A 15674-nucleotide genomic window follows, 5' to 3' on the forward strand; every position below is an offset into this window, starting at 1 on the left:
ATCAAAGTTTTGTAAAAAACTAAGTTTTCTATGTTGTTGTTTTACAAGCGCGCTTCCGTTACTCCTTAGAGATTGGTAGCCCCCGCTATTCGAAGAGGTTGGGGGTGTTTGGGTTCGGGTTGTGAGTCTTGATATTTGAAGACTTTTTTGTTTATGGGAATAGGCATGTTTTAAATATGGGAAGCCTTAAATCAAAATAGGGAACAAAAATTCTCTAATATTTTCCGCTGCTTTGGTTTTGGTTTTCCCCCCAGATAAAATCAGCTTATAAATAGATGTAAGCGCTTGAAAAAGAGTAGCTAAAGAAAAAAGAGCCCCTTGAAAGGGAATAAAAATCATAAAAGGTAAATGAAGAGGGACTAATATAATCGTATAAGAAAAAGGTTTTTTTTTTTTAAAAAGCTTTTGTGCGAGAGACCAGGATCCCGCTTGTTGGCATTGGTGTATGAAAAAATCCTTAATCATCGTTGAGTCCCCAGCTAAGATCAAAACCTTACGAAAATTGTTAGGAGAAGGGTTTATTTTCGACTCTTCTTTGGGTCATATTGTAGATCTTCCAGCAAAAGGGTTTGGTATTGATATCGAAAAAGGATTTATTCCGGACTACCAAATTCTAGAGGGGAAGGAAGAGGTTATTCGGAAAATTTGTGCTGAAGCCAAGAAATGCGACGTTGTTTATCTTGCTCCCGATCCAGACCGAGAGGGGGAGGCTATAGCATGGCATATTGCCAATCAGTTGCCTAAGAATACCAAAATTCAGAGAATTTCTTTTAATGCGATCACTAAAGGGGCTGTTACAGAAGCGTTGAAGCATCCCCGAGAAATTGATATGGCGTTGGTTAATGCTCAGCAGGCGAGACGTTTTTTAGATCGCATAGTGGGGTATAAAATTTCTCCAATCTTGGGTCGCAAGTTGCAGCGATGGTCGGGAGTATCTGCAGGAAGAGTGCAGTCTGTAGCTTTGAAATTAGTTGTAGATCGAGAATACGCCATAGAACAATTTGTTCCTGTAGAGTTTTGGAATATTCGCGTTAATCTCCAAGATCCTAAAAGTCAGAAAACGTTTTGGGCGCATTTACATTCTGTAAATGGAAAAAAATGGGAAAAAGAAATTCCAGAGGGGAAGTCTTCTGAAGACGTAGTCTTAATTGATTCTAAAGAAAAAGCGGATGATTTAGTTTCCCTATTAGAATCAGCAACTTATTGCGTAGATCGCGTTGAATCTAAAGAGAAAAAGCGCAACGCATATCCTCCATTTATTACTTCTACGTTACAGCAGGAAGCCAGTCGACATTATCGTTTTTCTTCCTCTAGAACGATGAATATCGCTCAAACTTTATACGAAGGGGTGGATTTAGATAGTCAAGGCGCTGTGGGATTAATTACTTACATGAGAACCGATTCCGTTCGGACAGATCCTGAAGCTATCAAACAGGTGCGTAAGTATATAGAGAACCATTTTGGAAAAGAATATGTGCCTTCTTCTCCAAATATGTATGCCACGAAGAAAATGGCTCAGGATGCTCATGAGGCTATACGTCCTACAGATGTTTCTCTTTCTCCCGAATCCATACGTACAAAGTTAACAGAAGATCAGTACAAACTTTACTCTTTGATATGGAAGCGTTTTGTAGCTTCACAAATGATTGCGGCCATCTATGATACTCTTGCCATTCAAATAGCGACAAATAAAGGCATAGATCTCCGGGCTACAGGTTCTTGCTTAAAGTTTAAGGGGTTTTTAGCTGTCTATGAAGAGAAAAGAGATGAAGAAGGAGATGAGGATGAGAATATTCAGCTTCCTAAGCTCCATGAGCGTGATGAGCTAAAAAAAGAGGAAATAGAAGCTGAACAATCGCATACTAAACCTCTACCGCGTTTCACAGAGGCCTCTTTAGTTAAGGAATTAGAAAAATCTGGCATAGGAAGACCTTCTACTTATGCTACGATTATGAATAAAATTCAGAGTCGGGAATATACATTAAAAGAAGGCCAACGATTACGTCCTACCGAGCTTGGAAAGGTAGTTTGTCAATTTTTAGAGACGAATTTCCCTCGGATTATGGACATTGGTTTTACGGCTAAAATGGAAGATGAGCTAGAGCTTATCGCTGATAATAAAAAGCCTTGGAAACAGCTGTTACAAGAATTTTGTGAATTATTCCTTCCTTTTGTAGTGACGGCTGAAAAAGAAGCTTTTATTCCTCGTATTGTCACAGAAATGGACTGTCCAAGATGTCATAAAGGGAAACTAGTAAAAATTTGGTCTAAAAATCGATACTTCTTTGGTTGTTCGGAATACCCTACCTGTGATTACAAAACTTCGGAAGAAGAGCTCACTTTCGATAAAAGCGAGTATGCAGACGATACTCCTTGGGATGCTCCTTGCGCTCTTTGTGGGGGGCAAATGAAAGTGCGACATGGGAAGTTTGGAAGCTTTCTCGGGTGCGAGAATTACCCACAATGTCATTATATTGTGAATCTTTTTAAAAAAGGAGAAGCTGGCTCAGAGCCTGAAGAGATCGTATCATGTCCTGCAGAAGGCTGTACTGGTCATCTCGTTAAAAGAAGATCGCGGTTTAATAAAATGTTTTATTCCTGTTCAGAGTATCCTGCGTGCAGCGTTATTGGGAACTCTGTAGATGCAGTCATTGAAAAATATACAGGAACTCCTAAAACTCCTTATGAGAAGAAGATAAAAGCTAAAAAAGCAACAGCTTCTAAAAAGGGAAAAGCAACAAAAGGAAAGGCTTCTACTACGAAAACAAAGAAAAAATCTACTGTAACGACGAAAAACAGAAAGACTGCAACCTATACACCTTCTTCTGCTTTAGCTGCTGTTATTGGTCCTGACCCAATAGATGGTTTCCCCGAAGCTACGAAAAAAATCTGGGCGTATATCAAAGAGCAGGGATTGCAATCGCCGAATAACAAAAGAGTCATTGTCCCTGATAGCAAAATGAAGCATGTAATCGGTGATGATCCGATTGATATGTTCGCACTATCTAAAAAAATACAAGCGCATTTAACGAAGCAAGAGTAAGAATTTTTTTAGAAAGACATCCTCTTCTATTCAGGAGAGGATTCTTCTCCTTCTGCAGATTCTTCAAAATCGTTTATAAGCTGATAAACTTCTTGTGATGAGGAAGCTTTAGCTAGGCTAGCGCGTAAAGAACGAACTCTTGGGGAAAGAATTAAGTAGTGACCACACAGTTTGCGGGTATCTGTTAAGAGCTTTTCTTCGCTTTGGTAGTATTCTTCTATCCACTGTAGGTGCTGTACAAACGCTTGCTTTCTCATGGAGAAGGATGGGGAAGAATAGGTCCCTGTGGTTAAGTAATCTTCTATTTGTTTTCCAATCCAAGGAGCTCCCATTGTACCGCGAGCGACAAGGACTCCATCACAGTGAGTAGTTTCTAACATTGTTTTAGCTGCTTCAGGAGAAAAGACATCTCCATTTCCAAATACTGGAAAGTGCTCTCCAGCAGCTCGCTTTGCTCGTGCAATAAACTCCAAATTGCTGGGGCCTTGATATCCTTGAGAGCGAGTTCTTCCATGTACAAAGACAGCGCTTGCGCCGCTTTCTTTAATAATATGAACGGTTTCTTCGACATTGATGTGTTCGAAATCCCATCCAGAACGGATTTTTACTGTTACAGGAACAGAAACAGCTTCTACAATACTCTCAACTACTTTCCCGATTAATTGAGGGGTTTTGAGCATCCCAGAGCCACTTCCATCTTTGGTGATGCGATCTGTAGGACATCCACAATTCAAATCGATGAGATCGAAGCCTAATCCCTCTAAAATTTTTGCAGATTCTCCTGCAAGATCAGGTCGGCTACCGCAGAGCTGGCCTCCGATAGGGCGCATAGATTCTGAGAAATCTAACAAGCGCAACGTACGTTTAGGACAGTAGTGCAGACCTTCCATTTTGATCATTTCGCAGAACATCAATGCAGGGTGATATAGGGCCGACATACGGCGATAGGGGTAATCAGAAAATCCTGCAAGAGGGGCGTAAACTATCTGGGACCTAAGGGGAAGGTTTTTTATAAATACTGGAGAAGCCATGGTGATTGAAAAATATTTAGAACAATGAACCGCACAATTTTTAGAATCACGAAAGGAATAGTCCCGAGACAAAGGAGAGCGATCATTGGGCTAATGTCAATAAACCCTATACGGGGAACGAATTTATGGAAAATGCGAAGATAGGGAGTTACCCAGCGACGAATCACATGATACCACTGTGCGTTGTGGCATTCTGGCAGCCAAGAGCAGAGAACGTAAACTAAAATTAAAAAGCTGTAAATATTAACTACAGTTCTAAGTAAATAAGAAAGCATTTTACAAACTTTGTTTACTAATTAATAATATTTTTCTTGAAAAAGATGGTTTTATTTTATAAAATATGCGCTTTTCATTTTAAAAAAGATCAAAAACGCTAAATGGATTTTAAGCTGCCCATTTACTGCATGGGGATAACTCAAGATGCAGAAAACGTTACCAGGATAGCAATTTTACAGAAAACCTGTAAAGGGTGGCGTCTGTGTTGTTGCGATAAGCTTACTGAAGAAGTCGCGTTGTCTTTGCCAAAAAGGTTTCTATCTGCAAAGGTAGTTTTGTCCTTACAGGGACAGGAAACTTTAGTAAAAAGTGTCTTATCTTCTTTAAAAAGCAAAAACAATTTTTTAAAAGTAGTTTATGCGGAGCAAGAAGCTACTGCTGCTTTCCCTTTGCAGGAGTTGGTAATCGCGCACCATCTAGGAGGATGGAATTCTGATCAAGAGCGGGCTCTTACGCTATGGATGCTGCAAAGACAATCTATTGCTACACAAACCGCCCTTTTGGAAGAAAAGGGGGTGTTTGCCACTCATATTTCTTGTCGAGCTAAGGATATCTTTTCTGCCCTTCAGCACACTCTTTTAAACCGTCTTGCTTCGTATTTTTTTGTGTATGAAGGCATCGATGAAACAACCTGTTTGTTTGTGCGAGAAGGTTCTGTGTTATTAGCTCGTTCTTTTAAGAACGATTCCGAGGGCTTATTGGAGGATTTATTAGCCTCGTTTGCCTATGTTCAAGAGGTTTATAAAATCCGTTTGTCGGAGATTCATGGAGCTTACTTATCGAGTTCGTTACGAACCGTATTGAGTCGGCAGGCCGGAGTTCCTGTGATTATAAGTCCACTCTTTCCTCATCTATCTGCTGATCAAGACTCTTATCGCGATGCTGTGGCTGCAGCGTATCAAGGAATTCGTAGTAGCAAAACATGCTTTACTTATAGCTGGGCAGATTTTTCTCAAAAGGCTTTTGGCCATTGGATAAAAAGAAAGCTCTTTGGTTTCACAAAACTTGCTATGGTAAGTGCTCTCTTGATGTTCATAGGCAGCGGAGTAGAATCGTTTTTTTTAGTTCGCCAAGCTCAAAGGATGTTCAGGGAAATATCTTCTGAGAAAAAATTGCCCTGCACGCTTGGTTCAGCTCAACAGGCTGTTAAAGAAATTTGTGAATCTGATCCCGCTAGGGAATATGCCTATCTTCCAACAGTTCCAACAAATCAGGAAGTGATGGATGTTCTTGGACGTATGACTGCGAATCTCCCTTCTATTTCCTTCTCTCACTATATGTATAAATTAGAGGATATTCCTTCTGAAGAACGTCCATTGGGTGGGTACAAAGCCTATATTTCTCTACAAGGTTCTGCTAATGAAGAAGATTTTTCATCTTTTATAGATAAGTTATCGGCTTGGTTAGGTGCTCAAGTCCTTTCTAAAAAGCTGGCAAATAGCCAATTTGATGTGCGGATGGTTTTACTTGGGAGGGAATAAATGCGCCGGATTGGAGTTGTAGTATTATTATTCTTTGCAAGTTGTGTAGCTTCTCTTCCTGCATTAGGGGTGTGGTGTTGGCGCCAGTGTTCTTCGGAGGCTTGGGGAAGCTTATTGCTTGATATGCGAGCTATTCAGCGCAAACGCGATCACTTACATCAATTATCTGCGAACAACACTCTCTTAAAAGCTGCTCGGCAACAAGTGAGTTTCTCTGATTGGATAGAGCGAGGGGAACAGTTAGTTTTTTTAAATAAAGAACGGGGAGCATTGGCTAAATTTCCTGTGGCAGCTTGGGATGCAAGAAGTCGTGCAATTCAAGAGCGAAAAGCTTTTTTGAAAGACAATCGGCTGTTGTGGAGTGAACAAGCTTTAGGAGGAGGGAGCACTCTCTATTCTTTGCAGAAAGCTATCCAGATAGATAGCGAAGATATTCCTTTGTTATTGGCATTATTTGATTCTAGGCAGGCCCAAATACCTATAGTTTTTCTTTCTTACTGGGAAATGACTAAACAGATTTCATCACTAGGAAACGAGGTGTGGGTTGTTCACGCGGAGGCTTGGGGACGATGTGTTTAGGTAGAAGCATAAGATTGTGTTTATGTTTTCTTTTAGCTTGCGGGCTTTTAGAGGCGGGGGTTTACGATAAACTTCGGCTTACGGGTATTAATATTATTGATAGGAATGGGCTTTCTGAAACGATTTGTTCAAAAGAAAAGTTACAGAAATATGCTAAGGTGGATTTTTTGTCTCCCCAACCTTATCAAAAGGTAATGCGTACCTATAAAAACGCATCGGGAGAGGCTGTTGCTTGCTTAACTACTTATTATCCGAATGGTCAAATTCGACAGTATTTAGAGTGTTTGAATAATCGAGCTTTTGGGCGTTATCGTGAATGGCATAGCAATGGAAAGATCCGTATCCAGGCAGAAGTCATTGGTGGAATAGCAGACCTACATCCTTCCGCAGAAGCTGGATGGTTGTTTGATGGAACAACTTATGCTTATGATAGCGATGGGCGGTTAGAGGCGGTTATTTGTTATGAAAAGGGCTTTTTAGAAGGGACTTCTGTGTATTACCATTCCAATGGAAATGTGTGGAAGGAATGTCCTTATCATAAAGGAGTCGCTCACGGAGATTTTTTCGTATTCACCGAAGAAGGGAACCTATTGAAAAAACAAACGTATTGTAAGGGGCTGTTATCTGGCCATTCTTTGCGTTACGAACCCGGGTCACAGTTATTGCTTGCAGAAGAAGAGTATGTTCAAGGGAAGCTCCGATCAGGCAAGTATTACGATCCATTTACCAAGGAAGTCATTGCTTGTGTCGTGGATGGTAAGGGAGAGCAAGCAATTTATGGGAGATATGCGGTTATAGAAACTCGCACAATTCTTCGAGGTTCTCCTCATGGTAAGGTGGTTTTATTTGATGAAAGTGGAAAAACTATTTTACAAACCTATTCTTTGATAAATGGACAAAAAGAGGGAGAAGAAATCTTTTTTTATCCAGGAGGAGAAGGGAAGAAAATGCTGCTCACCTGGTCTAAGGGGATTTTACAGGGATCCGTCAAAACTTGGTATCCTAATGGGGCTTTAGAGAGTAGTAAAGAGTTGGTCCAAAATAAGAAGAACGGGTTACTTATGGTGTATTACCCTTCAGGGCAAATCATGGCTACTGAGGAATATGTGGAAGATCTTCTGATAAAAGGCGAATATTTTCGTCCGGATGACCGATACCCTTATGCTAAAGTTGAAAAAGGGTGTGGGACCGCGGTCTTTTTTAGTGCAACAGGCGGTCTTTTGAAGAAGGTTTCTTATGAAGATGGGAAACCTATTGTGAATTAGATATGGATGAAATTCTAAAGCAGAAAAGTTGTTTGCGTCACGAAGGGTTAGCTAAGCGGAAACAACTTTCTTCTAAAAGAAGGGAAGAGGCGTCTCTTTCATTGATGGATTTCGTTCAGCAAACGATTCCGCAGGGATTCGTATTATCCTACATTCCTTTTCGCTCGGAGTTGGATGTTCGAGCGATTAATCTGTGGTTAGCTCAAGAGAATCGTCTGCTTCTCCCGAAAATGCAAGGGAACACGATCGTTCCGATCGAGCCTTCCTTTGCAAAAATTTTTCATCTTTCTTCTCCTAAAGATGTGAATCAAATGGCAGGAAACGAGGTAGGTGCGCATCTGGTTACAACTGCCTTGGTTCCTGCTGTGGTTTTTGATCAGGAGCAGTTTCGTTTGGGATATGGCGGGGGGTATTATGATCGCTTTCTCGCTAGATACCCGCGTATTTGGACCGTAGGGGTGGGGTTCAAAGAGCAGCTAATCGCAAGTCTTCCTAGAGAATCTCACGATATTCCTTTAAACACATTGTATCTAACGTAGAAGGAAAAAGATTTTTGATTCCCGATGTTTTTTTTGGATTGCATGGCCCGGATAAGAATCCGATTTCATTCAAAATATGGGGATTTTTTTAAAAATTCTAGCACTTGACTGTTGGCTTTGAAATATTGCAAACTGACGCCACGAAATACAGGGGAGGAGTGCGGGTGGCAACCTCCTAAAGTAGAGTCTTCTAGACACAGCGCAACAAGGGAGTATACATGAGCGTTCCCGACAGAAAAAGGGCTTTGGAAGCTGCCATTGCTTACATCGAGAAGCAATTTGGCGCAGGATCTATCATGAGTTTAGGGAAGCATTCTTCTGCTCATGAGATATCAACTATTAAAACTGGCGCATTGTCGTTAGATTTAGCTCTGGGAATAGGAGGAGTTCCTAAAGGAAGAATTATAGAGATTTTTGGCCCAGAGTCTTCAGGGAAAACGACTCTAGCAACGCATATCGTGGCTAATGCCCAAAAAATGGGGGGTGTGGCAGCTTATATTGATGCTGAGCACGCCTTAGATCCTAATTATGCTGCGCTAATTGGTGCTAATATTAATGATTTAATGATCTCCCAGCCCGATTGTGGAGAGGATGCTTTGAGTATTGCAGAGCTTCTGGCTCGATCGGGAGCTGTTGATGTCATCGTTATCGATTCGGTGGCAGCCTTGGTTCCAAAGAGCGAATTGGAAGGAGAAATTGGAGATGTGCATGTGGGTTTACAAGCACGCATGATGTCTCAGGCTTTACGAAAATTAACGGCGACGTTGGCACGAACGAACACTTGTGCGATTTTTATTAACCAAATTCGAGAGAAGATAGGTGTTAGCTTCGGGAATCCTGAGACCACAACAGGGGGGCGGGCACTTAAATTTTACTCTTCTATTCGTATGGATATTCGTCGTATCGGTGCTATCAAAGGAGGCGAAAACTTCGATATAGGAAACCGAATTAAGGTGAAGGTCGCAAAAAATAAATTAGCTCCTCCATTTCGAACTGCTGAATTTGATATTTTGTTCAATGAAGGGATTTCTTCTGCGGGATGCATTATTGACCTTGCTGTAGAAAAAAACATTATTGATAAGAAAGGATCTTGGTTCAATTACCAAGATCGTAAGTTGGGTCAAGGCCGAGAGGCTGTGCGCGAAGAGCTGAAAAGGAATAAAGAGTTATTCCAAGAGTTAGAGCGCCGTATTTATGAGTCTGTACAAGCTTCCTCATCACAGGCGCTAGCATCTGCTTGCTTGGACCAGGAGGCTCGAGAAGTAGCAGAAGCAGCGAAATAAAGCAACGTTTTCTGTACTGTTGTAATCAAGGAAAAGAGATTTCTCTTTTCCTTGATATTTTCCCCCCTCTGCATTTTCAAGTCGCGACCTAAAAGGTTGTGTTTCAATTTCTCTCTAAATCTCTGTTTAATAATTTTTCTTTGAAAGGTTAAAAATTTTTGTTGTAAACTTCGCGGCACTTTAGTGGGCTATTTCTTGGTATTGGGTCTAGATGAGACCTGAACATAGAGTTCAGCTGAAGATCAAGCATTTTTACGAGAGAAAAGGCTTTGTGGTTCGCGTTTTTTTATTAGTGGGTTTTCTCCTTTCTTGTTTCTCCGCAGGAAGCAAGTTGTATCTATTTTTTTCTTCTTGGGAGACTACTCCAGAGCAATATGATGGGAAACATCAAGCTGTTGCACGATTAAGAGAAAAAAGTACTTTGTCAGAAGGGCTTCCCATCGAACAAGAGCAAATGTATTTACTCTGTTGCCAAGGGTTTACTTTACAAACACAAAGAAAATTTAAGGAATCGGAAGAAATTTTCTCTCGTATTTACAAAAAGAAAACCTCTTCACCCTTTTTTTTAAAGCGAGAGCTATTAGAGGGGCGTATCATTAACGCCTATTTTTTGGATAACATTCCATTAATGGCAGGCTATATTGCGGAGTTAGAACAAGAAGCTGGATCGGAAGCACATATTTGTTTGTTCAAAGCTTTACATGCCTATCGTGAAAAAAAATATAACGTAGCAATTGATGAGCTTTCTCACTGGTTTGAACACATAGAAAAGACCAAGCCTTTGTGTTTGGATACGAATATCTATGAGTTATTCCCTTCCTATGTTCTGGAGGATATTGCAGCAGAAAGTCTGATTGGTTCCGGTCGGTATGTAGAAGGGCGGATTGTTCTTAACAGAATTTTCCACAAGATCATGTCTCGGGAATATGCTTGGTCTGTAGATATGTACAACCGGTTAGTACTGATGTTGGGTCAGAGCTACCTTCTGGAGTTGAAAGAAGGTGTGCGTAGCGATTTGTTACCTGAATATTATAAAACCATGGTTTTCTATCAGAAGCAGATGCGGGGATTTGATGCTGTAGCATACAGGACATTTTTCCCGGAAAACGCTTTAATCCCTACAATTATGCAACATATTTTTGTTGTTCCGGAAACGATGTTGCCTCTTTTTATGGATGCGTTATTTCTTTGGGAGAATAGTTATGTAAATCCGAATTATTCCTTAGTATTGGAGGGGATAAAAAAAGAAGTCTTACAAGGCTCCCCGGATCTTCTAAAAATATGTCAGGCAATCGCCGACTCAAAAATTCAAAAATTAAAAGAGGAAGCCATAGAGGATTTCAGTAAGGAACTCGTTTTTTGGGTTGCTCAAGGAAACACGGTGCGGGCTAATCAATATTTAGCTTTGTTAAAAATTTTAGATCCTAGGGCTTCTTGGGGACATAAGTTACTACTTTCTGAGCAAGATTTTGTAAAAATAGTTTGCGAAGATGACGAACATTTTTCACGACTGAAAGACTATCTTATTTTATGGGAAGAGCAAGATGTTGCCGATGTAGATCGGCAACAGTTAGTGCACTATCTCTTGTTTAGCGCAGAGAATTTATGGAGAATTGGCAAGGAAGAAGCCTGTGTGCGTTTATTAAAAGAAATTATAGCGTTCTCTCATTATGACAAGGTTTGTCAAAATCAAGTGTTGCGAATTGTTAAGCGTTTTTATACGCAGGCTTTATCTATGCGGACTTTTCCACACTTAATATTAATAGAAGATTTTTTAGATGATGTGGGGTTGACGACGGCATTAGTTAGTGATGCTGAGATAGCAAATTGTTTAGCAGATGCGCAGTATCTGTTTTCTACGAAAGATTATCGTCTTTGTATTATATATAGTTCTTGGTTAGCACGAGTATCTCCTTCTACAGAAGTTTTACGATTGCTTGGGTTGAGCCTAGCAGGACAAAAAGAATATCAAGAGGCATGGGAAATTTTACAAAAGCTTCCTTTAGGTAAGGATACTTGTGATTCCCAAGTGCAGAAGGCTTTGCTTTTGTGCCATAAATATATAACACGACAACAAAAAAATACTTTCTTCCGTGAATGAAACTTTACACGTACAAAATATTCTCCAATCTCTATTAGCTCAACACATTCTCCTTCCTTTTGATCTAGTTTTCGCTCAGAAGCACTTGGCTCAGACATCTTCTTCCAATCGAGAGGCCGAGGCTTTTTTAGTTGTAGCGTCAGCACTGTTGCGTTGCGGCTATCCTTATTTTACTATCCATAAAGCAACAATAAGCCCTACGCTTCCAGGAATTTCAAATAGGCTATTATTCCAATGGTTCCAGGCATTGCCTTCTGATGTGAAAGCGACACTTTTTGAAGTGTGTGATGATAAAATTTATCTACGCTCATTGTTTCTTTTGAGAGAAAAAGTCTTTCAAAAACTGCATACACTAGCAGAAGCGGTTCCAAGAACTTCTTTAATTTTTGAAAATGTTTCTCAGCTGTCGGAAGAACAGAACGCAGTGTTAGGAAATGTATTAAATTCTTGTTTTTCTCTTGTTTGCGGTGGACCTGGAACAGGAAAAACATTTTTAGCTGTGCAGATGATTCGATTGATACTTTCACAAATCCCTTCAGCACAGATTGTGGTGGCATCCCCAACAGGGAAAGCAGCGGCTCATTTGCACAGTGTATTATCTTCTCAGGAGATTATAGGCGCTTCCGTAGAAGTAGTTACCATTCATAAATTTTTGAAAGATGTGAATAACGGACGTTCCCCAGTAGACTTACTTCTAATAGATGAAGGATCTATGGTTACTATGAATCTTCTACATGGACTGATAAAAACTATACGGGGGGAGATTCGAGAAGGGAAGTTATTTGCTGATAGAATGGTCATTTTTGGAGATGTGAATCAGCTTCCTCCTATAGGCATTGGAGTTGGGAATCCTTTTCATGAATTGGTATCGGAATTTACTCAACAGGCATTCTTCTTATCTACTAGTCATCGAGCTAAGCACAAGGAGTTGCAGGAGTTGGCAAAATCCGTTCTTCATAAACAGCCTATTCCATTTCAGCCATTACCTTCCCGCAAGGAGGCTATCCGCAGGTTATCTGATGCTTTTGTACAAACTGCTAAAGCAGGAATATCCTTGTGTGCCTTGACTCCAATGCGGCAGGGGCCTTGGGGGTTTTTACAGTTGAACCGGCTATTGTTTAATGAGATGCAAGAGAAGCATCCTCAGGCTCCTGTTCCTATTATAGTGACAGAAAGATATGAAACCTGGGGACTAACAAACGGAGATACTGGAATTTTAGATCCTTTAACGCAACAGCTGCATTTCATGAATGGAGAGATTCTGCGTAAGGAAGATTTCCCTTATTATTCCTACAATTATGTCATGTCGGTGCATAAAAGCCAGGGTAGCGAATACGATCGTGTGATTGTTATTCTTCCGAAAGGAAGCGAAGTTTTTGATTCTGCTATTCTTTATACTGCTATCACGAGGACGAAGCAATGTGTGGAGATTTGGGCGGATAAAGAGACTTTAGATATGGTGATTTCGAAAAAAGGTCGTTACTAATTAGAACTGGCACACTTTTTGCTCCTAGTATGAATGAATGATTTCAGAAAGAAGGAGTGGATGTAATGGATCAATTATCGCAGATGCACCAAGAGCTAGCCCGTTTAGAGTTTGTTAATGATCAGCTGCAGTCAGAAAGAGCATACATTCATGATTTGCTATGCGCTATAGGATTCCCTGAGGGGCTGAAGACTATAGCTGCAATTGCTAATGAGGTGCTCTCCGAAGAAGATCCACAAAGATAAACTCCTTCCATTTGCAATGAGCCCCAGGATTCAAATTCTGGGGCTCATGAATGTTTGCACCGGCCAATGATTAGGGGGTTAAGAGAAAGAGTCCCCTAAGTAGTGCTGTCTTACCATAGGATTTGCGATCATTTGTGCGGAAGATCCTTCGAAGAAGATTTTGCCATCAATGATCAGGTAGCAACGATCAGCAATGGATAAAAGTTCTTTAGCATTATGGTCAGTGATTAAAATGCCAATGCCTCGGCTTGCTAAAATTTTAATCAGGTATTTGACATTTTGAATCACAAGGGGATCCACATTAGCAAAGGGCTCGTCCAGTAAAAGAACACTAGGATTTAAAGCGAGAACGCAAGCAATTTCCAGTCGGCGACGTTCTCCTCCGGACAAAGAACCTGCTTTTTTATGTAAGCTAGTGGTCAATTGCAAATCATCTATTAGGGCGTTTAGTAGATGGGTCTGCTCTTTTCGTGTTTTGTAGATAATTTCAAGAACACAGATCAGGTTTTCTTTAACAGTAAGCTCTTTAAAAATAGTGGGCTCTTGCGCTAGGTAGCCAATACCGAGACGTGCTCGATAGTCCATGGGCTTCTTAGTAATGTCTGTGTTTTTGAATAAAATTTTACCAGAATCTGGACGGATTAACCCTACAGTTTGATAAAAAGCTGTTGTTTTCCCTGCTCCGTTAGGACCTAATAACCCAACGATTTCTCCTGCATTCACTTGGAAGGACACATCGTTAGTAACCGGTTTTTTATTGTATCTTTTGATTAGGTTGCAAACGGACAGTACTGACATAAGAAATTAGTCTTTAAGTAAAGAGAGAGAGAGGACTTTCATTCCGCCTTCAGCAATCCCCTTACCGGTTTCAGTTATGGAATCTGGGCTATTAATGGAAAAACAACAATTATACACGCTCAAAGAATAATCTTTGTAATTAAGCAGACCCCCTGTTCCTCGAAAAAACATAGCCCGCTCTGCGGTTTCAGTCTGCAGACTTCCTGTTAAATGCGATAAAAGCTCTCGACAATGCAAACTTGTATTGGAAATATGAAGTTCCATGCAAGATTTATCTATCGTGCAGTAAAAGAATTGCTTTTCTGGGGAAATAATGCGTTTTCGGACTCCTAGTTTTTTTATTTTTAAGAACGGAGGAGGAGGAGTTGAAGGGTCTTGGTGTACGAGTGTGGGATTCGTGAAATTTCCCATTTTGACAACAGCTAACGCTGTTATACAAGCACATAATACTAGGACGACTGTACACCAAATGCCGTGAAAAAGAAACTTTGTCATATAGAAACGGTGTCCATCTCTTGAATGTATGTGAACAGTTGTACCCAAGATGGTAATAATCGTTCTAGATCTTTCAAAGAGAGCATAGAAGCGGCATCACTTAGAGCGGAAGCAGGATTAGGATGTGTTTCTATAAACAATCCATGTACGCCTGCGGCTATAGCAGAACGCGTTAGGACAGGAATAAACTCGGTTTGTCCACCACTTTGACTTTGTAAAGCCCCTGGTAGTTGTATGGAATGTGTGCCGTCAAAAATAACAGGAAAACCAAAGCGCCGGAGAACTTCGATAGAGCGCATATCGGACACAAGATTATTGTAACCGAAAGAGCACCCTCTTTCGGTTAAGATAATTTTGTTATTCCCGGTAGAGAGGACTTTATCAATAGGTCCTTGCATTTCCCAAGGAGAAAGAAATTGTCCCTTTTTAATATTCACGATAGCTTGAGTTTCTCCTGCGGTAACAAGGAGATCTGTTTGGCGGCACAAAAAAGCCGGAACTTGAATAATATCACAGACTTTAGCAGCCTCTCGAGCCTCGTCAGGAGAATGCACATCTGTTAAAATCTCCACATCGAAAGTTTCTTTAATTTTAGCTAATGTTTGTAACCCTAATTTCAACCCAGGACCGCGATAATTTTGCAAAGACGAGCGGTTCGCTTTGTCATAACTGCTTTTAAAGATCCAATGAACAGAAGAAGAATAGGGAGCAACAATTTCTTTTAATCTTCGTGCGGTTTCAAAAACAGAATTGTCCTCAATCACACAAGGTCCAGCTATCAAGAGCATTTTGTTGTTTGGGAACATAAAGGGTGATCCTTTGTTTTAGAGTGAAATTGCGCTTTTAGTCAGGGCTCTAAAGATATTCGTAGCTGACAGAAACTCGACTATACACCATTTACGTTTGATTGGTATGAGAAACCTTTTAAAATCTTAGGAAAGAGGCTTTTTTTAAAGAGATATAGAAGCATGATACATAAACAGAGCAAGTAAGTGCACAAGCAGAAGACGGAAGAGTACTTCCAGAAAATCGAAGTCTGAGGTATAGTGTCT

At 40.5% G+C, this 15674-nt stretch carries 14 protein-coding genes; 9 read left to right on the top strand and 5 right to left on the bottom strand.

The window, feature by feature from the left end; genetic code table 11:
• The first annotated feature begins 445 nt into the window (after positions 1 to 445).
• Positions 446 to 3043: a type I DNA topoisomerase gene (gene topA / locus TC_RS00065; RefSeq protein WP_010229101.1), complete on the top strand. Its 2598-nt coding sequence runs from the start codon at positions 446 to 448 to the stop codon at positions 3041 to 3043.
• Positions 3044 to 3069: 26 nt separating this feature from the next.
• Here topA and dusB read toward each other — a convergent pair whose 3' ends face one another.
• Both dusB and TC_RS00075 read right to left on the bottom strand, forming a co-directional pair.
• Positions 3070 to 4074, bottom strand: coding sequence for a tRNA dihydrouridine synthase DusB (dusB, locus tag TC_RS00070; protein ID WP_010229110.1), 1005 nt, complete (start codon positions 4072 to 4074; stop codon positions 3070 to 3072).
• The gene (locus TC_RS00075; protein ID WP_010229112.1) at positions 4053 to 4349 is read right to left on the bottom strand and encodes a YggT family protein; all 297 of its coding nucleotides are present in this window, start codon (positions 4347 to 4349) and stop codon (positions 4053 to 4055) included. The genes dusB and TC_RS00075 overlap by 22 nt, the downstream gene beginning before the upstream one ends.
• A 102-nt stretch (positions 4350 to 4451) precedes the next feature.
• Here TC_RS00075 and TC_RS00080 point away from each other — a divergent pair, with 102 nt between their 5' ends.
• The 8 genes from TC_RS00080 to TC_RS00115 all read left to right on the top strand — a co-directional run bounded on the left by TC_RS00080 (position 4452) and on the right by TC_RS00115 (position 13329).
• Complete coding sequence (locus TC_RS00080; RefSeq protein WP_010229114.1) at positions 4452 to 5831, top strand: hypothetical protein; 1380 nt, start codon at positions 4452 to 4454, stop codon at positions 5829 to 5831.
• Entirely contained in the window at positions 5832 to 6410 is a 579-nt protein-coding gene (locus TC_RS00085) for a hypothetical protein (protein WP_010229116.1), read from the top strand.
• Entirely contained in the window at positions 6401 to 7675 is a 1275-nt protein-coding gene (locus TC_RS00090; RefSeq protein WP_010229119.1) for a toxin-antitoxin system YwqK family antitoxin, read from the top strand. The genes TC_RS00085 and TC_RS00090 overlap by 10 nt, the downstream gene beginning before the upstream one ends.
• A gap of 2 nt (positions 7676 to 7677) precedes the next feature.
• Positions 7678 to 8214 carry a 5-formyltetrahydrofolate cyclo-ligase gene (locus tag TC_RS00095; protein WP_010229124.1) on the top strand — a complete coding sequence of 179 codons (537 nt, stop codon included), beginning with the start codon at positions 7678 to 7680 and terminating at the stop codon, positions 8212 to 8214.
• A 218-nt stretch (positions 8215 to 8432) separates the two neighbouring features.
• Positions 8433 to 9497 carry a recombinase RecA gene (gene recA / locus TC_RS00100; RefSeq protein ID WP_010229135.1) on the top strand — a complete coding sequence of 355 codons (1065 nt, stop codon included), beginning with the start codon at positions 8433 to 8435 and terminating at the stop codon, positions 9495 to 9497.
• A 271-nt stretch (positions 9498 to 9768) separates the two neighbouring features.
• Positions 9769 to 11598 carry a DUF1347 family protein gene (locus TC_RS00105; RefSeq protein WP_010229138.1) on the top strand — a complete coding sequence of 610 codons (1830 nt, stop codon included), beginning with the start codon at positions 9769 to 9771 and terminating at the stop codon, positions 11596 to 11598.
• On the top strand, positions 11591 to 13084 hold the full coding sequence (gene recD, locus TC_RS00110) for an exodeoxyribonuclease V subunit alpha (protein ID WP_010229142.1): 1494 nt from the start codon (positions 11591 to 11593) through the stop codon (positions 13082 to 13084). Before TC_RS00105 ends, recD begins: the two co-directional genes overlap by 8 nt.
• A 65-nt stretch (positions 13085 to 13149) precedes the next feature.
• Positions 13150 to 13329, top strand: coding sequence for a hypothetical protein (locus TC_RS00115; RefSeq protein ID WP_010229145.1), 180 nt, complete (start codon positions 13150 to 13152; stop codon positions 13327 to 13329).
• Between the two features lie 78 nt (positions 13330 to 13407).
• Here the strand turns inward: TC_RS00115 and lptB are convergent, their stop codons facing one another.
• The 3 genes from lptB to kdsA are packed head-to-tail and all read right to left on the bottom strand — an operon-like array spanning position 13408 to position 15428.
• Positions 13408 to 14127, bottom strand: a complete 720-nt coding sequence (gene lptB, locus TC_RS00120; protein ID WP_010229155.1) for an LPS export ABC transporter ATP-binding protein — start codon at positions 14125 to 14127, stop codon at positions 13408 to 13410.
• A gap of 6 nt (positions 14128 to 14133) precedes the next feature.
• A complete protein-coding gene (locus TC_RS00125) occupies positions 14134 to 14622 on the bottom strand; it encodes a DUF1137 domain-containing protein (protein WP_010229159.1) in 489 nt (162 codons plus the stop codon).
• On the bottom strand, positions 14619 to 15428 hold the full coding sequence (gene kdsA, locus TC_RS00130; protein WP_010229162.1) for a 3-deoxy-8-phosphooctulonate synthase: 810 nt from the start codon (positions 15426 to 15428) through the stop codon (positions 14619 to 14621). The genes TC_RS00125 and kdsA overlap by 4 nt, the downstream gene beginning before the upstream one ends.
• Positions 15429 to 15674: the final 246 nt, after the last annotated feature.

The organism is Chlamydia muridarum str. Nigg (assembly GCF_000006685.1).
Classification (GTDB): Bacteria; Chlamydiota; Chlamydiia; order Chlamydiales; family Chlamydiaceae; genus Chlamydia; species Chlamydia muridarum.